This window comes from Streptomyces sp. NPDC002092 (assembly GCF_053593775.1).
Map to the genome: position 1 here is coordinate 100,515 of NZ_JBSFDG010000008.1, position 17,268 is coordinate 117,782.

Here is a 17,268-nt window from a genome sequence, read left to right on the forward strand (position 1 = left end):
ACGATGCTTTGATGCCCCTCCCCAAAGCTGAACTGCACCTGCACATCGAAGGCACCCTGGAGCCGGAGCTCGCGTTCGAGCTGGCCGCCCGCAACGGCGTCGAGCTGCCGTACGCCGACACCGACGAACTCCGCAAGGCCTACGAGTTCGAGGACCTCCAGTCCTTCCTGAACCTGTACTACGAGCTCATGGCGGTCCTGCGCACCGAGCGGGACTTCGAGGACCTCGCGAACGCGTACCTCGCCCGCGCCGCCGCGCAGGGCGTGCGGCACGCGGAGATCTTCTTCGACCCGCAGGCGCACCTCGCGCGGGGCGTGGGCATGGGCACGGTCGTGGCGGGGCTGTGGCGGGCGCTGCAGCACAGCGAGTCGGCGCATGGCGTCTCCACCCGGCTGATCCTGTGCTTCCTGCGGGACGAGTCCGCCGAGTCGGCGCTGCAGACCCTGGAGGCCGCGAAGCCGTACCTGGACCGGATCACCGGCGTCGGCCTCGACTCCGCCGAGGTCGGGCACCCGCCGGTCAAGTTCCGCGAGGTGTACGAGGCCGCCGCCGCGCTCGGTCTGCGCCGGGTGGCGCACGCCGGCGAGGAGGGCCCGCCGGAGTACATCACCGAGGCGCTGGACGTGCTCGGGGTGGAGCGGGTGGACCACGGGCTCAGGTGCATGGAATCCCCCGAGCTGGTCGAGCGGCTGGTCCGGGAGCGCATCCCGCTGACTCTGTGCCCGTTGTCCAATGTCCGCCTCCGGACGGTCGACACCCTCGCCGACCACCCGCTCCCGGCCATGCTGGACGCGGGGTTGATGTGCACGGTCAACTCAGACGACCCCGCCTACTTCGGCGGCTACGTCGGCGACAACTTCGACGCGGTGCGCTCGGCGCTCGGGCTGACCGAGGAACGGTTGCGGGAACTGGCCCGCAACTCGTTCCTCGCGTCCTTCCTGGAGGACGACGAGGAGCGGCGGGCGCGGTATCTCTCCGAGGTGGAGGCGTACGAGTTCTAGGCGGCGGTGGTGAAGTCCGGTGCGGGGGTTGTTGTGGGCGTTGCTGGGGGCTGCCGCCCCCAGCCCCCCGCTTCGGCCTGAACGGCCTCGTCCTCAAACTCCCCCACTGCCTTAAGGGCGTGGGGGGACCCCCAACGGGCTGAGGTGCCCGCCACCGCGGTCAGCGGCACCGCGACAACAAGCAGCCCCACGGCCAGGACCGCACCCATCACCGGGAACCCCGCCTGCGCCGCCAGCACGCTCCCGGTCAGTGGCCCCGCCGCCGTTCCCAGCGAGGACGCCGAGCCGACGAGGACCGCCCAGCGGCCGCGTGGGTCCAGGGAGGCCGCCAGGCCGATCACATACGACAGGACGACCGGGTAGAGCACGTTCCAGGCGATCTCACCGCTCGCGAAGGTCGTCAGGTCGGTCGCGGACGCGCTGAGCACGATGCAGCCGGAGATCAGCGCCGTTCCCGCCCCGATGGGCAGCGCGCGTCCGAACCGCGGCCCGACCGCTCCCGCGCCGACGACCCCCAGCAGCCCCGCGCCGAGCGCCACCGCGAAGACGGCACCGACGGTGGCCTCCGCGAGGTGCGCCTGGGCCAGGCCGATGCGGCCGCTGACCCCCCACAGCGCGTTCTGCGCGAGCGACCAGCAGAACATGACGAGGGCGAGGACCAGTCCGGAACGCCGCCGGGGGAGACGGGTGCCGCCGAGGGGGCTGCGCGCGAGTGCCGTACGGACCGGGAGCCGGCCGGTGAGCGGCCAGACCGCGAGCGCGGTGAGCGCGATCGCGGCGAGGGGCTGCCCGTGGCCCGCGCCCAGGTGGGGAACCGCCAGATAGACGGCGCCCGCGAGCGCGGAGACGCCGAGCAGGCCCAGCGTGGTCGTCCGGTGCGGGTCCGGCTGCGCGGCGATCCCGGTGGCGGCGACCGTCGTCGCCGTACCGGAGCCGAAACCGCCGACGAGCGCACCCACGACGACCGCGGGGATCGAGTGGGTCAGCGCGGCGCCGCCGTAGCCGAGGACCGCGAGCACGAGACCGATGCGGGCCAGCGTGCGAGGGCCGATGCGGTCGACGCGGGAGGCGAGCAGGAAGCCGGCCGCGGCCGAACTCAGCAGCAGCGCACTGCCGATGGCACCCGCCTCGGTCGCGGAGAGCGGAAGCCCCGCTTCGAGCCGTCCGACGGTCGTCGGCAGCAGATACGGAGCGAGGTACCCGGCCGTGAAAAGGGCGACGAGGGGCCAGGGGGTGGTGCGAGGCGCGAACACGGGCGTTCCCAGGGCATGCGAAAGAAGCGGCTCAAGCAGGGGTGGGGCGACGACCGTCGACGGACAGGAACGCGCGGAGAATTTGTATCAAGCACGCGGTTCGGGAAAGAAACGCGGGGGGTGTGATGTGGCGCACGTTGCGTTTGGGGCGGGAGGGGCCGGGTAGATAAGCGCGCCAAATGGGCTGGTCGGGCGCCTCGACGCCAGTGTGCCGAGCCTCGGCACCCGGTGCCGTCGCCTCGATCTTCAGGCGGATCTCCCGCATCACCGCCACGATCCGCTCTCGGGCAGCTCCTCGTCGTCCCGCTCGGCCGGCAGTGCCTTGCCGAGCGCGCCCGCGTGCGCGGGCAGCCGACGGCCGACGCGGCTGATGGTCCGCAGATACCGACCGGACCGTTGACCGCTGCTGTTCGCATATCTAGGCTCTGTCTCCATACATGGATGGCATCTACATGGGGAGACGTCGTGACGGGTGAGGTGGAGCCCTGGTCGCTGCCCCGCAGGACACGTACCGGGATACGCCGTGTCGCCGGTCAAGGCGGCGGCCCCGAAGCCCTGCTCACCACCGGACCCGACCTCGTAGGAGCCGCCCTGTGAACCTCACCATCACCGACGTACGGCTGACGCCGATCCTGGTCGCCGACCCGCCCCTCCTCAACACGCAGGGCGTCCACCAGCCGTACACCCCGCGGCTGATCGTGGAGGTGGTGACGGCCGACGGGATCACGGGCATCGGCGAGACGTACGGCGACACCAAGTACCTGGAGCTCGCCCGCCCCTTCGCCGAGAAGCTGAAAGGCCGTCAAGTCAGCGATCTGAACGGACTGTTCACGGTTGCCGACGAGGTCTCCGTGGACTCCGCACGGGTCGAGAACCAGGTCGACGTCGGCGGACTGCGCGGTGTCCAGACCGCCGACAAGCTGCGGCTGTCCGTCGTCTCCGGCTTCGAGGTCGCCTGTCTCGACGCCCTCGGCAAGGCGCTCGGCCTGCCCGTGCACGCACTGCTCGGCGGCAAGGTGCGCGACGCGGTCGAGTACAGCGCCTACCTGTTCTACAAGTGGGCCGACCATCCCGAGGGCGTGGCCTGCGAGAAGGACGACTGGGGCGCCGCCCTCGACCCGGCCGGGGTGGTGGAGCAGGCCCGGCTGTTCAAGGAGCGGTACGGGTTTACCTCGTTCAAGCTCAAGGGCGGTGTCTTCCCGCCGGACGAGGAGATCGCCGCCGTACGGGCCCTCGCGGAGGCGTTTCCCGGCCATCCGCTGCGACTGGACCCCAACGGCGCCTGGTCCGTGGAGACTTCGCTGAAGGTGGCCGAGGAGCTCGGGGACGTCCTCGAATACCTGGAGGACCCGGCGCTCGGCACCCCCGCCATGGCCGAGGTCTCCGCCGCCACCGGGGTGCCGCTCGCCACCAACATGTGCGTGACGACCTTCGCCGAGATCAAGGAGGCGTTCACGCGGGACGCCGTCCAGGTGGTGCTGTCGGACCACCACTACTGGGGCGGGCTGCGCAACACGCAGCAACTGGCCGTCATCTGCCGCACGTTCGGGGTCGGGGTGTCCATGCACTCCAACACCCATCTGGGGATCAGTCTGGCCGCGATGACGCATGTCGCCGCCACCGTGCCGAATCTGCACCATGCCTGCGACTCGCACTATCCGTGGCAGTCGGAGGACGTGCTCGGCGCGCGGCTGACGTTCGACGGTGGGAAGGTCGCTGTCTCGGACGCTCCCGGGCTCGGGGTCGAGCTCGACCGCGCCAAGCTGGAGTTTCTGCATCAGCGGTGGCTGGACGACGACGGGGCGCTGCGCGAACGTGACGACGCCGCTGCCATGCGGGTCGCGGAGCCGGGGTGGGTGACGCCTGCGGTGCCCCGCTGGTAGATCGCCCCCGCCGCCCTTACCCGTTCCCGTCCCAGGGGGCTCTGCCCCCTGGACCCCCGCTCCTCAAACGCCGGAGGGGCTGAATGCCGCGACCGGCGTGTCGGCGGTGGGGTGGTGCACACTGGCCTGATCCGCACCATGTCAGGGAGTGCACCGTGAGCGCGTCCAACGGAAAGGGACCAGCACCCATCACAGCGGGACCGGAGTGCCAGGCGCAGGTCGACCCGCTGGCCGTACTGCGCACCCCGGACGATCCCCCCTGGGACGTGTATCTCACCGGCCCCGTCTTCCTCGACATCATCTTCACCGGGCTCGACTCCGCCCCGGTGCGCGGCACCGAGTCCTGGGCACGGGGGATGGGGTCGAGCCCCGGCGGCGTCGCCAACATGGCCACCGCACTGGCCCGCCTGGGCCTGAGGACCTCCCTCGCGGCGGCCTTCGGCGACGACCACTACGGGGAGTACTGCTGGGACGCCCTGGAGCAGGGCGAGGGCATCGACCTGTCCACCTCGCGCAGGGTCCCCGGCTGGCACTCCTCGGTCACCGTCTCAATGGCGTACGAGGGCGAGCGCACGATGGTCTCCCACGGCCACGAGCCACCGCCGGAGACCGTGTTCACCCTGGGGGGCGCCCCCGACCGCGCGCCCCGCGCGCGTGCCGCCGTCGCCTCCCTCACCCCCGGCAGGCGCGCCCCCTGGATCGCCCAGGCCGCGCACCAGGGCACCCGCATCTTCGCCGACGTCGGCTGGGACGAGACCGGCGCCTGGGACCTGGCGGGCCTGACCGACCTCGAACACTGCGAGGCCTTCCTGCCGAACGCGGAGGAAGCCATGCGGTACACCGGCGCCGCCTCCCCGAGGGCCGCCGCACACGCCCTCACCGAGCACGTTCCGCTCGCGGTGGTCACCCTCGGTGCGGAGGGCGCGTACGCCGTCGACCGGCGCACCGGGGAGACGGCCGAGGTGCCCGCGATCGCCGTGGAGGCCCTGGATCCGACCGGTGCGGGCGATGTGTTCGTCGCGGGCTTCGTCACCGGCACGTTGGCGGACTGGCCGCTGGCGGACCGGCTGGCCTTCGCGGGGCTGACCTCCGCGCTGTCCGTCCAGGAGTTCGGCGGCTCGCTGTCGGCGCCGGGGTGGGCGGAGATCGCGGCCTGGTGGCGGAGGGTGCAGTCGGTGGAGGGGCAGGACCCGGAGGCGCTGCTGCGGTACGCGTTCCTGGAGCGCCTGATCCCTCGAGGGGAGGCCGCGAGACCGTGGCCGCGGCGCAGGGCCGTACCGACGATCGGGTTCAGGTCGGCCTGACCACTGCCACCGGTGTGGAACAGCGTCTGCCGAAAAGGCCTACGGCGTTGTCAGTCCCCCGGCGTACCCTTGAAACCGCCAAGGCAGCCCCAGTGGCTGGCGTGCCGTTTCGAGGAGGACGAGCAAGGCCTACAGAGCCGGCCCATGACTCAGACACCCACAGCTCACACCCCCGCGCAGGGGCAGGCGAGAGCAGAGTTCACCGTCCCCGCCCAACACCCCATGGTGACCGTTCTGGGGTCCGGCGACTCCCTTCTGCGCGTGATCGAGAAGGCCTTCCCGGCGGCCGACATACATGTCCGGGGCAATGAGATCAGCGCGGTCGGCGACCCCGCGGAAGTCGCCCTCATCCAGCGCCTGTTCGACGAGATGATGCTGGTGCTCCGCACCGGGCAACCGATGACGGAGGACGCAGTGGAACGCTCGATCGCCATGCTCAGAGCGAGTGAGAACGGCGAGGGCGAAGGCCAGGAGACCCCGGCCGAGGTCCTCACCCAGAACATCCTCTCCTCGCGCGGCCGCACGATCCGCCCCAAGACCCTCAACCAGAAGCGGTATGTCGACGCGATCGACAAGCACACGATCGTCTTCGGCATCGGCCCGGCGGGTACGGGAAAGACATACCTCGCCATGGCCAAGGCCGTGCAGGCCCTGCAGTCCAAGCAGGTCAACCGCATCATCCTGACCCGGCCCGCGGTCGAGGCGGGCGAGCGGCTCGGCTTCCTGCCCGGCACCCTCTACGAGAAGATCGACCCGTATCTGCGCCCGCTGTACGACGCGCTGCACGACATGCTCGACCCGGACTCGATCCCCCGGCTGATGGCGGCGGGGACCATTGAGGTGGCGCCGCTGGCATATATGCGGGGCCGCACGCTCAATGACGCCTTCATCATCCTGGACGAGGCCCAGAACACCTCGCCCGAGCAGATGAAGATGTTCCTCACCCGCCTCGGGTTCGACTCGAAGATCGTGATCACCGGTGACGTGACGCAGGTCGACCTGCCGACCGGCACCAAGTCGGGTCTGCGCCAGGTGCAGGAGATCCTCGAGGGCCTCGACGACGTCCACTTCTCGCGCCTCACGTCCCACGATGTCGTACGGCACAAGCTCGTCGGCCGTATCGTCGACGCGTACGAGAAGTACGACAGCCAGCACGGCACCGAGAACGGCGCCCACAAGGGCGGCCGGGGCAGGCAGTCCGGGCACAAAGGGAAGTAGAAGCAGCAGCACCATGTCGATCGACGTCAACAACGAGTCCGGAACCGAGGTCGACGAGCAGGCGATCCTCGACATCGCCCGCTACGCACTCGCACGGATGCGCATCCACCCGCTCTCCGAGCTCTCGGTGATCGTGGTGGACGCCGACGCCATGGAGCAGCTGCACATCCAGTGGATGGACCTGCCGGGGCCGACGGACGTCATGTCCTTCCCGATGGACGAGCTGCGGCCGCCGTCGAAGGACGACGACGAGCCCCCGCAGGGCCTCCTCGGCGACATCGTGCTCTGCCCGGAGGTCGCCAAGAAGCAGGGCGAGGAAGCGCCCACCCAGCACTCCATGGACGAGGAGCTCCAGCTGCTCACCGTCCACGGGGTGCTGCATCTCCTCGGGTACGACCACGAGGAGCCCGACGAGAAGGCCGAGATGTTCGGTCTGCAGGCGGCCATAGTGGACGGCTGGCGCGCGGAGAAGGGCCTGACCGGTCCCTCCCCGGCCCCGACCGTCTCATGAGTCCCCAGATCGTCGCGGGCGCCATCGCCCTGGTCGTCGTGGCGTGGCTCGCCGCCTGCGCGGAGGCGGGCCTCGCGCGCGTCTCCAGCTTCCGCGCCGAGGAGGCCGTACGCTCCGGCCGGCGCGGCAGCGCGAAGCTCGCGCAGGTCGCCGCCGACCCGACCCGCTATCTCAATGTGGCGCTGCTGGTCCGCGTGGCCTGCGAGATGGCGGCCGCGGCCCTGGTGACGTACGCCTGTCTGCAGGAGTTCGCCGGCACCACCCGGGCCCTGCTGGCCGCGATCGGCGTGATGGTCCTGGTGTCGTACGTCGCGGTCGGTGTCTCGCCGCGCACCATCGGCCGTCAGCATCCGCTGAACACGGCGACGGCCGCGGCGTACGTGCTGCTGCCGTTGGCGCGGATCATGGGGCCGATCCCGTCCCTGCTCATCCTCATCGGCAATGCGCTGACCCCCGGCAAGGGTTTCCGCCGCGGCCCGTTCGCCTCGGAGGCGGAGCTGCGGGCGCTGGTCGACCTCGCAGAGGCGGAGTCGCTGATCGAGGACGAGGAGCGCCGCATGGTGCACTCGGTCTTCGAGCTCGGCGACACCCTTGTGCGGGAGGTCATGGTCCCGCGGACCGACCTGGTCGTCATCGAGCGCTACAAGACGATCCGCCAGGCCCTGACCCTCGCGCTGCGCTCGGGGTTCTCGCGCATCCCGGTCACCGGGGAGAGCGAGGACGACATCGTGGGCATCGTGTATCTGAAGGACCTGGCCCGCAAGACGCACATCAGCCGGGACGCCGAGAGCGAGCTGGTGTCGACGGCCATGCGGCCCGCCGCGTTCGTGCCCGACACCAAGAACGCCGGTGATCTGCTGCGCGAGATGCAGCAGGACCGCAACCACGTCGCCGTCGTCATCGACGAGTACGGCGGCACGGCCGGCATCGTCACCATCGAGGACATCCTCGAGGAGATCGTCGGCGAGATCACCGACGAGTACGACCGTGAGCTGCCGCCGGTGGAGGACCTCGGCGAGGACCGTTACCGGGTCACCGCCCGGCTCGACATCACCGACCTCGGCGAGCTGTACGGGCTCGGCGAGTACGACGACGAGGACGTGGAGACCGTCGGCGGACTGCTCGCCAAGGCGCTCGGCCGGGTGCCCATCGCCGGGGCGTCGGCGGTCGTGGAGGTGCCCGACGGGCGCGAACTGCGGCTGACCGCGGAGGCCGCCGCCGGCCGCCGGAACAAGATCGTGACCGTGCTCGTGGAGCCCGTGGAACCGGCGGACCTGCCCAAGGAGGAGGCGAAAGAGGAGTGAAGGCCGAGGAACTGCGCGGCTTCTGCCTGTCCTTCAACGCGGCGGTGGAGGACTTCCCCTTCGCCCCGGACATCTCGGTCTTCAAGGTGCTGGGCAAGATGTTCGCCCTGAGCCGGCTGGACGCCCGCCCGCTCACGGTCAACCTCAAGTGCGACCCGGAGGACGCGATCCGGCTCCGCGGCGAGTACGAGGGCCTGATCATCCCCGGCTACCACATGAACAAGCGCCACTGGAACACCGTCACGGTCGACGGCGACCTCCCGGACCGGCTGGTCCGGGAACTCATCGAGGACTCCTACGACCTGGTGGTGGCCGGACTGCCGCGCGCCGAGCGCCTCCGCCTCGACCGCTCCTGAGTACCTCCGCGTACGGCCGTGGCGCGGTACCGGTTCCGGCCGGGAACCGTGCACCCCGTGGCCGGATCGGGCCGGTGGCGGTACGTATGCTCGGCTCATGACCGACAGCAACGCGCTTGACCCCGAGGACCGCAAGATCGTCACCCTGGCCCGTTCCGCACGGGCCCGCAACGGTGTGCCCGAGGGGGCTGCCGTACGGGACGAGACGGGCCGTACGTATGTCGCCGGGACCGTCGACCTGGCCTCGCTGAAGCTGAGTGCGCTGCAGACGGCGGTGGCCATGGCGGTGGCGTCCGGGGCGAAGTCCCTGGAGGCGGCGGCCGTGGTGACGGAGGCCGAGTCGGCCTCGGCTCAGGACCTGGCTGCCGTACGGGATCTGGGCGGGGCCGGGACGCCGGTGCTCGTCGCCGGGCCCGACGGAGCGGTACGGACCATCGTCACCGCAGGCTGAAAACCGGCCGCTTCAGAGCCGTCCGGAATTCACCCTTGCCGTTTCTTCACCTCACGGGCATCAATGGAACCGGTAGTTCCGACGGACCGTCAGATCTGCTCCACCCCCCACCCGGCGCCCCGCACCGCGCCTGTCGGCTGTCCGTACGGACCTCTCCCATCCATCCCCACATGGCAGTTCCCAGCTTCGGGAAGGGAGCCGGATCCCCATGAGAGCCAAACGAATCACCACAGGTGCGGCCATGGCGGTAGGGGCCCTCGCGGCCGCCTCGCTCGCGTTCGCGCCCAGCGCCCTCGCCGTCACTCCGCAGTCGGCGACGATCACCGCCGACTGCGGAAGCTTCGGCGGCGGGGAGGCCACCCTCACGGCCACCCAGGACGGCACGGCGGCCACCATCACCGTCACGTCCGCCATCACCGCGCCGATCGCCCTGTCCCAGGACTCGATCTCCTCCACGCTCACCCTGGTCAACGCGAGCGGCGGTACCACCGCCTTCACCGGCACCAAGAACCCGGCGATGGCCGCCGGCGACCCCGTCACCGTCGGCCCGCTCTCCGGCACCGTCGCCTCCGGCGACAGCCTGGAGGCCTACGGCGGCTCGCTGCAGATGACCGTCTTCGGCATCACCATCACCTGCACCGCGACCGGCCCGCAGTCGCCGGGACCGTTCGTGTTCGACTGAGCCACTGTCGACGGGCCGTCAGTTCCTGGGAGACACACGGAGACACACAGGAACTGACGGTCCATCAGTTCATTTCGGCTTCTCCATTGACTTCTCACGCAATCCCCACATCAATGCCCCCAGTGAGCGCAGCAGAGAAGGGGGCACACCCATGGGTTCGACAACCCGAAGACGCCGTTGGGCGTCGCTGCTCGGCGGCACCGTGCTCGCGGTCACCGCGGGTGGTGCGCTGGCCTGTCCGGCCGGTGCCGCCACCAACGTGGACTTCGCCACGCACTGCATCCCGCCCGCGGTCGCGGGCATCCCGCCGATCGACGGTACGACGACCGCGAGCATCGCGGTGGACAACGCCAGTCCGAAGGTCGGCGACACCGTCACCGTCACCTACACCGTCGTCAAGCCCGCCGCCAGCAACCCCACCGCCATCGCCCTGCCGGCCGACATCATGACGCCCACGGGCAAGGTCACTCTCGGCGGTGCGCAGACAGGGGACGTGACGGTCGCCGGGCCCAAGAAGAACGATCCGGTGCCGGGCAACGGCGCCTTCCCGTCGTTCTCCATGACCGGAACCTTCAAGGTCACCGCGGCCGGTGCGATCACGCTCTCGCCCGGCGACTACAACATCCACACCAGCTACATCCTCGAGCTGGACACCCCGTGCACGGTGACCAACCCGCCCGCCCCGGTCTCCCAGACGGTCACGGCGACGGACGCCACCCCGGTCAACAACCGTGCCATCTCGCTCGGTTCGGCCTCCGGGAACGCCGGTGCCGGTGTCACCGTCAACGGCAGCAACTTCACGCCCGGCGCGACCGTCACCCTCGCCGGGCGCTCCGGGGACACCCAGACTGCGGACAAGGCGACGGTCACCGCCGGTACCGACGGCTCCTTCAGCGGCTCCCTCGTCGTCAACGACAAGACGACGACGGGGATCGTGGCGTACGAGGGAAGTGCGTGGAGCGCCGGCAAGGGGGCGGGTCCCGCGGCCTACGTCGTGAACGACACCACCCCTGTTCCCGCCGGCAGTCAGAAGGTCACCACCACGGTGAAGGCGGGCACGCTGTCCATGTCCCAGGCCGGGGACTCCGTCGCCCTCTCGGCGGTCGACTTCGGCAAGGGCGGGGCCTCCACCGGCGCCCTGAACGCCGTCACCGTGAAGGACTTCCGCGGCGGACCCGCGGGCTGGTCCCTCACCGGCAAGGTCACCGACCTCACCGGTCCCGGCGCCAAGATCGATGCCGGGAAGCTGAGCTGGACCCCTGCCTGCGCCACCAAGGCGGGCAGCCCCAGCACCTGCCAGGCCGGTTCGGCGGGCACGGTGGGCAGTTCGGGAGCGACCCTGGCGTCCACCCCCAACGGCACGCTGACCGGCGGCGAGTTCACGGCGAACGCGGGGCTCTCGCTGGACGTACCGGCGTTCACGCCCCCCGGGTCGTACTCGGGCGTGCTCACCCTGACGCTCAGCTGACCGTACGGGCGTCCGCACCCGCCCGTCCTTCTCGTACAAGTGGGGGGTCCGCACCCATGCGCAAGCCGTACGTCCTCCTCCTGGGCCTCTTCCTGGCCCTCTTCGTCGCGCCCGCACCCGCGCACGCCGCCGACAACGGCAGCTGGTCCGTCTACCCGGCCGCCTCGAAGGTGGCCGCCCGCCCGTACTTCTACCTCTCCGCCGACCCCGGGACGACCGTCGAGGACAAGGTGGTCGTGGCGAACAGGACCGGGCAGCCGCTGAGTTTCCGGTTGTATGCCGCCGACGCCTACAACACTCCCCGCGACGGCGGTTTCGCCGTCAGGACGGTGCAGGAGAAGCAGCGGGGCGTCGGCGCCTGGACGAAGCCCGCCACGTCACGCGTGACCGTCCCGGCGCACGGCAAGGTCACCGTCCCCTTCACGCTGCACGTGCCCGAGGGCGCCGAACCGGGCGACCACCCGGGTGCGCTCGTGGCCCTCGACGAAAAGATCGACAAGGGCGACGGCTCCCTCGCGCTCGGTGTGCAGCGGGCGGTCGCCGCCCGCGTCTACCTGCGCGTCGGCGGCCCCACGCTCCCCGCGATCGCCGTGGAGAACGTCCACATCGTCCACCACCAGCCGCTCGTGCCCGGTCTCGGCGACAGCACGGCGACGATCTCGTACACACTGCGCAACACCGGAAACGTCACCCTCGACCCGAAGGTGGAACTGCGCGCGGAGGGCCTGTTCGGCCGTACGCTCCTGTCCCGCAACCTGTCCCGCATCCCCTCCGAGCTGCTGCCCGGACAGCGCGTCCACCTCACCGAACCATGGCATGGGGCGCCCCAACTCGACTGGGGAGACGTCACGTTGACGGCCACCGCCCAGGACACCCGGGAGTCGGCGAGCGCGTCCTTCCTCGCGCTGCCGTGGGCGGCGGCGCTGGTGCTGCTGGCGGTGCTGGTGGTCGGGGTCGCGCTGGTGATCAGGGCGCGCAGGGCAGGGGGCGTCCGTGGTCGCGGCGCGGCGCTCGAAGCGGTCGTCGCCGCCGCGGCGCGGGGCGTCCGACGGGAGCGGGCCGCGGCGAGGAGGTGAGCTCCGTCACGCGGCCCGGGTGACGAGGGGTTTCAGAGCGCGTCCGGGCCGCGCTCTCCCGTCCGTACCCGTACGACCGTCTCGACCGGCAGCGCCCACACCTTGCCGTCCCCGATCTTCCCCGTGTGCGCGGCCTTGACGATCGCGTCGATCACCGCGTCCGACTCGGCGTCCTCGACGACGACCTCGATACGGACCTTGGGGACGAGGTCGACCTGGTACTCGGCGCCGCGGTACACCTCGGTGTGGCCGCGCTGCCGGCCGTACCCGCTGGCCTCGGTCACGGTCAGACCGTGCACGCCCAGCTCCTGGAGGGCGGTCTTCACCTCGTCGAGGCGGTAGGGCTTGACGATCGCGGTGATGAGCTTCATGCCTGGCTGTTGACCTTCTGGGTGGAGGAGAGGACGGAGGACGACACCGGGGCGCCGTGGCCCAGGACGCCGTGATCGTATGCCGTCTCGGCGTGCACCGTAAGGTCCAGGCCCTTGTACTCCTGCTCCTCGGTCGCGCGGAAGCCCATCGCCCGGTCGAGCAGCTTGCCGATGCCGTACGTCACGAGGAAGGCGTACCCGGCCACGACGACCACGGCCACCAGCTGCTTGCCGAGCTGGCCGAGCCCGCCGCCGTAGAGGAGGCCCTCGGTGGAGCCGGTCATGGCCTTCTCGGCGAAGACGCCGATGAGGAGGGTGCCGATGATGCCGCCGACCAGGTGGACGCCGACGACGTCGAGCGAGTCGTCGTAGTTGAGCTTGAACTTCCAGCTCACGGCGTACGAGCAGACGACACCGGCGGCGAGGCCCACGACCAGGGCGCCGAGCAGCGAGACCGAGCCGCAGGACGGGGTGATGGCGACCAGACCGGCGACGGCGCCGGACGCGGCGCCCAGTGTCGTCGGATGCCCGTCGCGCTTCTGCTCGACGAAGAGCCAGCCGAGCAGGCCGGTGCAGCCGGCGGCGAGGGTGTTGAGGAAGGCGGCCGCCGCGAGACCGTTGGCGCCGAGTGCCGAACCCGCGTTGAAGCCGAACCAGCCGAACCAGAGCAGGCCCGCGCCCAGCATCACCATGGGCAGGTTGTGCGGACGCATCGCGTCCTTCCTGAAGCCGAGCCGCGGGCCGAGGACCAGGCACAACGCCAGACCGGAGGCGCCGGAGGTGATTTCCACCGGGAGTCCGCCCGCGAAGTCGAGAGCGCCGAGGCGGTGCGCGATCCAGCCGCCGGGGCCCCACACCCAGTGGGTGACGGGAACGTATACGAGCAGCGCCCAGACCGGGACGAAGACCAGCCAGGCCGCGAATTTCACGCGGTCCGCGACGGCGCCGCTGATGAGCGCGGCGGTGATGATCGCGAAGGTGAGCTGGAAGGTGGCGAAGAGCAGGGTGGGCACGGTGCCCTGCACGCTGTCCGGGCCGAGGCCCGCCATGCCGGCGTGCTTCAGGCCGCCGATGAGCCCGCCGCCGATGTCGTCGCCGAAGGCCAGCGAGTACCCGGCGGCCAGCCACACCACCGTGACCAGGGCGATCGACACGAAGCTCATCATCAGCATGTTGAGGACGCTCTTCGTGCGGACCATGCCGCCGTAGAAGAGGGCGAGGCCCGGGGTCATCAGCAGGACGAGGGCGGTGGCGGCGAGCAGCCAGGCGGTGTCGCCGGTGTCGATCTGCGCGGCTTGTGCGGCAGCGAGGGGCACGGTGGTCTCCAACGATGTGGGGGCTCGTCAGAGGGTCACCGGCGTGCGTTTCCGGTTCTGCACGGGCGTGTTTCCGTGATGTTTCGTTGCGTGGAGGTTTCCTGAATCTCACACCGTGGGCGGTGGTCGCTCGGTTGTGCGGCGGGGCTCTGTGGATCAGGGAGAATGGGCGCCATGAGCGTTCGTACCCAGTCATCCGAGCAGCCGGCCGAGGCCGTCCATCGCGCCGGCTTCGCCTGCTTCGTGGGCCGCCCCAACGCGGGCAAGTCCACCCTCACGAACGCTCTGGTCGGGCAGAAGGTGGCGATCACCGCCGACCAGCCGCAGACGACGCGGCACACCGTGCGGGGCATCGTGCACCGGGAGGACGCCCAGCTGATCCTCGTGGACACGCCCGGGCTGCACAAGCCGCGGACGCTGCTGGGGGAGCGGCTCAACGACGTGGTGCGCACCACCTGGGCCGAGGTCGATGTGATCGGCTTCTGTCTGCCGGCGAACGAGAAGCTCGGCCCCGGTGACCGCTTCATCGCGAAGGAACTGGCGTCCATCAAGAAGACGCCGAAGATCGCGATCGTCACGAAGACCGATCTCGTGGACAGCAAGACCCTTGCGGAGCAGCTCATCGCGATCGACCAGCTCGGCAAGGAGCTGGGGTTCGAGTGGGCGGAGATCGTGCCGGTGTCGGCGGTCGGCGACAAGCAGGTGGACCTGCTGGCCGACCTGATCGTCCCGCTCCTGCCGGAGGGGCCGGCGCTGTATCCCGAGGGTGATCTCACCGACGAGCCCGAGCAGGTCATGATCGCGGAGCTGATCCGGGAGGCGGCTCTGGAGGGCGTGCGCGACGAGCTGCCGCACTCGATCGCGGTGGTGGTGGAGGAGATGCTTCCGCGTGAGGGGCGGCCTGCGGACAAGCCGCTGCTCGACATCCATGCGTTCGTGTACATCGAGCGGCCAAGTCAGAAGGGCATCATCATCGGCCCGAAGGGGCAGCGGCTGAAGCAGGTCGGTATCAAGAGCCGGAAGCAGATCGAGGCGCTGCTGGGTACTCCGGTGTTCCTGGACCTCCACGTCAAGGTCGCCAAGGACTGGCAGCGGGACCCACGGCAGCTGCGCAAGCTGGGCTTCTGAGTTCTCAGCCCGTCCGGCGTCTGAGGACGAGGCCGTTCAGGCCGAACGGGGGTCTGGGGGCGGAGCCCCCGGGGACGGGACGGGTAGGGGCGGCGGGGGCGGATCCAAGGTCTGCAGGCCCACCACCCGCAGCAGCTGCAGGCGTTCGTACGACTCCGTGCCCCGGCGGGCCGTGTGGATGACCAGCATGTGGTGGTCGTCCTCGTTGAGCAGCACCTCGCAGTCCAGCTCCAGCAGTCCGACCACGGGATGCCGGAAGCGCTTCGTCGACTGCCGGCGCACCGCCACCTCGTGGGCATCCCACAGCCGCCCGAACTCCTCGCTCGACGCACGCAGTTCGGCCACCAGAGCCGCCGGCTCCGGATCGTCCGGACGGGACGCCGCCACCGCCCGCAGATTCGCCACATGGGCGCGCGCGTGCTCCGCCACGTCCTCGGGAGGGAACAGCTCCCGGGCCGCCGGGTCCAGAAAGAAGCGCCGCAGCATGTTGCGGTCCCGAAGCGGACGGGCGGACACATCCCCGCTCAGCGCCCTCGACATCGCGTTCTGCGCGAGCACCTCACCGCAGTCGCTCCCCACCATCGCCGGGGTGTCGTGCAGCCGGTCCAGCACCAGCAGCAGACCTGGCCGTACATGCGAGGACGCGCCCCCGCGCCGCGGCGGCTCCTCGCCCGTCAGGTGGAACAGATGGTCCCGTTCGTCGTCCGTCAGCCGCAGGGCCCGCGCCAGCGCCGTCAGCATCTGGCGGGAGGGGCGCGGCCCCCGGGACTGTTCCAGCCGCGTGTAGTAGTCCACGGACATGCCGGCCAGCTGCGCCACCTCCTCGCGGCGCAGGCCCGGTGTGCGGCGGCGGGCGCCGGGCGTGAGCCCCACGTCGGACGGGTCGAGGCGGGCGCGGCCGCGGCGCAGGAAGTCGGCGAGTTCGGCACGGTTCACCCCTCCAGCGTGCGGGAGTCCGCCCGGCTTATCCAGGGACTGCCGATCCCCCGATCAAGAGGTCTCTCCCGCGCCCCGCCCCCTCGTCCAAAGCTGGTCGTCGACGAGAGGAGCAGAACATGCTGACATTGGTGACCGGTACGACGGGGCAGGTCGGGCGGCGCTTCGTGCCGAGGCTGCTGGCGCAGACCCGTGGCGAGGAGCGGGTGCGGGTCCTCGTGCGGGACGCGGCGCGCGGCGAGCGGTTCGCCGAACTGGGCGCCGAGGTCGTCGTCGGGGATCTGCGGGACACCGAGGCGCTGGCCAAGGCCGTGGCCGGGGTCGACGCGGTCGTGAACGTCGCGGCGGCCTTCCGCGGGGTGCCGGACGAGGAGGCGTGGGCGGTCAACCGGGACGCGGCGGTGGAGCTGGGCCGCGCCGCGCTGGCCGCCGGGGTGCAGCGGTTCGTGCAGGTCAGCACGGGACTGGTGTACGGCACCGGGCGGGGGCGCCCGCTGACCGAGGAGGACGAGAGCCGGCCCGGCGGGGCGATGTGGGGCGCCTACCCCGAGTCCAAGGCCGAGGCCGAGCGGGCACTGCTCGCCCTGGACGGCATGGACGTACGCGTCGGCAGGCTCCCCTTCGTCTACGGCGAGGGCGATCCGCACCTCGCCCAGTCCCTGAGGTGGGCCCGGAACTGGGCGGCGACCCAGCGGCTGCAGATGGGCCACCACGCCGACGTCGCCCAGGGGCTGCTGCGCATCCTGCACGCTCCGGGCATCGCCGGCCGGATCTACAACATCGCCGACGACACCCCCGTCACGGCGGTGGAACTGCACCAGCTCAACGGCGCCGAGATCCCCGCCGAGCTCTACACCCGCACCGACCCCGACCCGTGGCTGGTGATCACCTCGACCGAGCGGATCCGCCGGGAGCTCGGCTACCGCCCGCTGTATCCCAGCGTCTACGCGGCCAGGGAGGCCGGGGCCTTGTGATGCGGCGCGAGTCGCTTCGACGCGTCAGAAGCGCGC

At 70.8% G+C, this 17,268-nt stretch carries 18 protein-coding genes and 1 pseudogene; 14 read left to right on the top strand and 5 right to left on the bottom strand.

Annotated features, from left to right (window positions below; genetic code table 11):
* Positions 1 to 11 precede the first annotated feature (11 nt).
* The gene (locus tag ACWCRD_RS19730; protein ID WP_450967093.1) at positions 12 to 1,001 is read left to right on the top strand and encodes an adenosine deaminase; all 990 of its coding nucleotides are present in this window, start codon (positions 12 to 14) and stop codon (positions 999 to 1,001) included.
* Here ACWCRD_RS19730 and ACWCRD_RS19735 read toward each other — a convergent pair.
* Both ACWCRD_RS19735 and ACWCRD_RS19740 read right to left on the bottom strand, forming a co-directional pair.
* On the bottom strand, positions 998 to 2,254 hold the full coding sequence (locus ACWCRD_RS19735) for an MFS transporter (protein WP_450967094.1): 1,257 nt from the start codon (positions 2,252 to 2,254) through the stop codon (positions 998 to 1,000). The genes ACWCRD_RS19730 and ACWCRD_RS19735 overlap by 4 nt on opposite strands.
* Before the next feature lie 282 nt (positions 2,255 to 2,536).
* Positions 2,537 to 2,653: pseudogene (locus ACWCRD_RS19740) on the bottom strand (IclR family transcriptional regulator domain-containing protein); the annotation flags it as partial.
* Positions 2,654 to 2,719: 66 nt separating this feature from the next.
* Here ACWCRD_RS19740 and ACWCRD_RS19745 point away from each other — a divergent pair.
* The 11 genes from ACWCRD_RS19745 to ACWCRD_RS19795 all read left to right on the top strand — a co-directional run bounded on the left by ACWCRD_RS19745 (position 2,720) and on the right by ACWCRD_RS19795 (position 12,507).
* Entirely contained in the window at positions 2,720 to 2,851 is a 132-nt protein-coding gene (locus ACWCRD_RS19745) for a hypothetical protein (RefSeq protein ID WP_450967095.1), read from the top strand.
* Positions 2,848 to 4,137: a glucarate dehydratase family protein gene (locus tag ACWCRD_RS19750; protein WP_450967096.1), complete on the top strand. Its 1,290-nt coding sequence runs from the start codon at positions 2,848 to 2,850 to the stop codon at positions 4,135 to 4,137. The genes ACWCRD_RS19745 and ACWCRD_RS19750 overlap by 4 nt, the downstream gene beginning before the upstream one ends.
* Positions 4,138 to 4,292: 155 nt before the next feature.
* Positions 4,293 to 5,441: a carbohydrate kinase family protein gene (locus ACWCRD_RS19755; RefSeq protein WP_450967097.1), complete on the top strand. Its 1,149-nt coding sequence runs from the start codon at positions 4,293 to 4,295 to the stop codon at positions 5,439 to 5,441.
* A gap of 144 nt (positions 5,442 to 5,585) precedes the next feature.
* Complete coding sequence (locus tag ACWCRD_RS19760) at positions 5,586 to 6,659, top strand: PhoH family protein (protein WP_450967098.1); 1,074 nt, start codon at positions 5,586 to 5,588, stop codon at positions 6,657 to 6,659.
* Between the two features lie 13 nt (positions 6,660 to 6,672).
* Positions 6,673 to 7,170, top strand: coding sequence for an rRNA maturation RNase YbeY (gene ybeY / locus ACWCRD_RS19765; protein ID WP_142151884.1), 498 nt, complete (start codon positions 6,673 to 6,675; stop codon positions 7,168 to 7,170).
* Entirely contained in the window at positions 7,167 to 8,474 is a 1,308-nt protein-coding gene (locus tag ACWCRD_RS19770) for a hemolysin family protein (RefSeq protein ID WP_450967099.1), read from the top strand. Before ybeY ends, ACWCRD_RS19770 begins: the two co-directional genes overlap by 4 nt.
* On the top strand, positions 8,471 to 8,830 hold the full coding sequence (locus ACWCRD_RS19775) for an MmcQ/YjbR family DNA-binding protein (RefSeq protein WP_450967100.1): 360 nt from the start codon (positions 8,471 to 8,473) through the stop codon (positions 8,828 to 8,830). Before ACWCRD_RS19770 ends, ACWCRD_RS19775 begins: the two co-directional genes overlap by 4 nt.
* A 97-nt stretch (positions 8,831 to 8,927) precedes the next feature.
* Positions 8,928 to 9,281 carry a cytidine deaminase gene (locus ACWCRD_RS19780; RefSeq protein WP_450967101.1) on the top strand — a complete coding sequence of 118 codons (354 nt, stop codon included), beginning with the start codon at positions 8,928 to 8,930 and terminating at the stop codon, positions 9,279 to 9,281.
* Positions 9,282 to 9,489: 208 nt separating this feature from the next.
* Complete coding sequence (locus tag ACWCRD_RS19785) at positions 9,490 to 9,963, top strand: hypothetical protein (RefSeq protein ID WP_450967102.1); 474 nt, start codon at positions 9,490 to 9,492, stop codon at positions 9,961 to 9,963.
* 151 nt (positions 9,964 to 10,114) lie between these two features.
* Positions 10,115 to 11,431 (top strand): beta-xylosidase, encoded by a 1,317-nt coding sequence (locus tag ACWCRD_RS19790; protein WP_450967103.1) that lies wholly within the window; start codon positions 10,115 to 10,117, stop codon positions 11,429 to 11,431.
* A gap of 56 nt (positions 11,432 to 11,487) precedes the next feature.
* Positions 11,488 to 12,507, top strand: a complete 1,020-nt coding sequence (locus ACWCRD_RS19795) for a WxL protein peptidoglycan domain-containing protein (RefSeq protein WP_450967104.1) — start codon at positions 11,488 to 11,490, stop codon at positions 12,505 to 12,507.
* A 32-nt stretch (positions 12,508 to 12,539) separates the two neighbouring features.
* On the opposite strand, the gene ACWCRD_RS19800 is transcribed toward ACWCRD_RS19795, so the two are convergent.
* Positions 12,540 to 12,878 carry a P-II family nitrogen regulator gene (locus tag ACWCRD_RS19800; protein ID WP_450967105.1) on the bottom strand — a complete coding sequence of 113 codons (339 nt, stop codon included), beginning with the start codon at positions 12,876 to 12,878 and terminating at the stop codon, positions 12,540 to 12,542.
* Positions 12,875 to 14,194 (bottom strand): ammonium transporter, encoded by a 1,320-nt coding sequence (locus tag ACWCRD_RS19805; RefSeq protein ID WP_450967106.1) that lies wholly within the window; start codon positions 14,192 to 14,194, stop codon positions 12,875 to 12,877. The genes ACWCRD_RS19800 and ACWCRD_RS19805 overlap by 4 nt, the downstream gene beginning before the upstream one ends.
* A 165-nt stretch (positions 14,195 to 14,359) precedes the next feature.
* Here ACWCRD_RS19805 and era point away from each other — a divergent pair, with 165 nt between their 5' ends.
* Positions 14,360 to 15,322, top strand: coding sequence for a GTPase Era (gene era / locus ACWCRD_RS19810; RefSeq protein WP_450967107.1), 963 nt, complete (start codon positions 14,360 to 14,362; stop codon positions 15,320 to 15,322).
* A gap of 36 nt (positions 15,323 to 15,358) precedes the next feature.
* Here the strand turns inward: era and ACWCRD_RS19815 are convergent, their stop codons facing one another.
* The gene (locus tag ACWCRD_RS19815) at positions 15,359 to 16,258 is read right to left on the bottom strand and encodes a helix-turn-helix transcriptional regulator (protein WP_450967108.1); all 900 of its coding nucleotides are present in this window, start codon (positions 16,256 to 16,258) and stop codon (positions 15,359 to 15,361) included.
* Between the two features lie 119 nt (positions 16,259 to 16,377).
* Here ACWCRD_RS19815 and ACWCRD_RS19820 point away from each other — a divergent pair, with 119 nt between their 5' ends.
* A complete protein-coding gene (locus ACWCRD_RS19820) occupies positions 16,378 to 17,232 on the top strand; it encodes an NAD-dependent epimerase/dehydratase family protein (RefSeq protein ID WP_450967109.1) in 855 nt (284 codons plus the stop codon).
* Positions 17,233 to 17,268 lie beyond the last annotated feature (36 nt).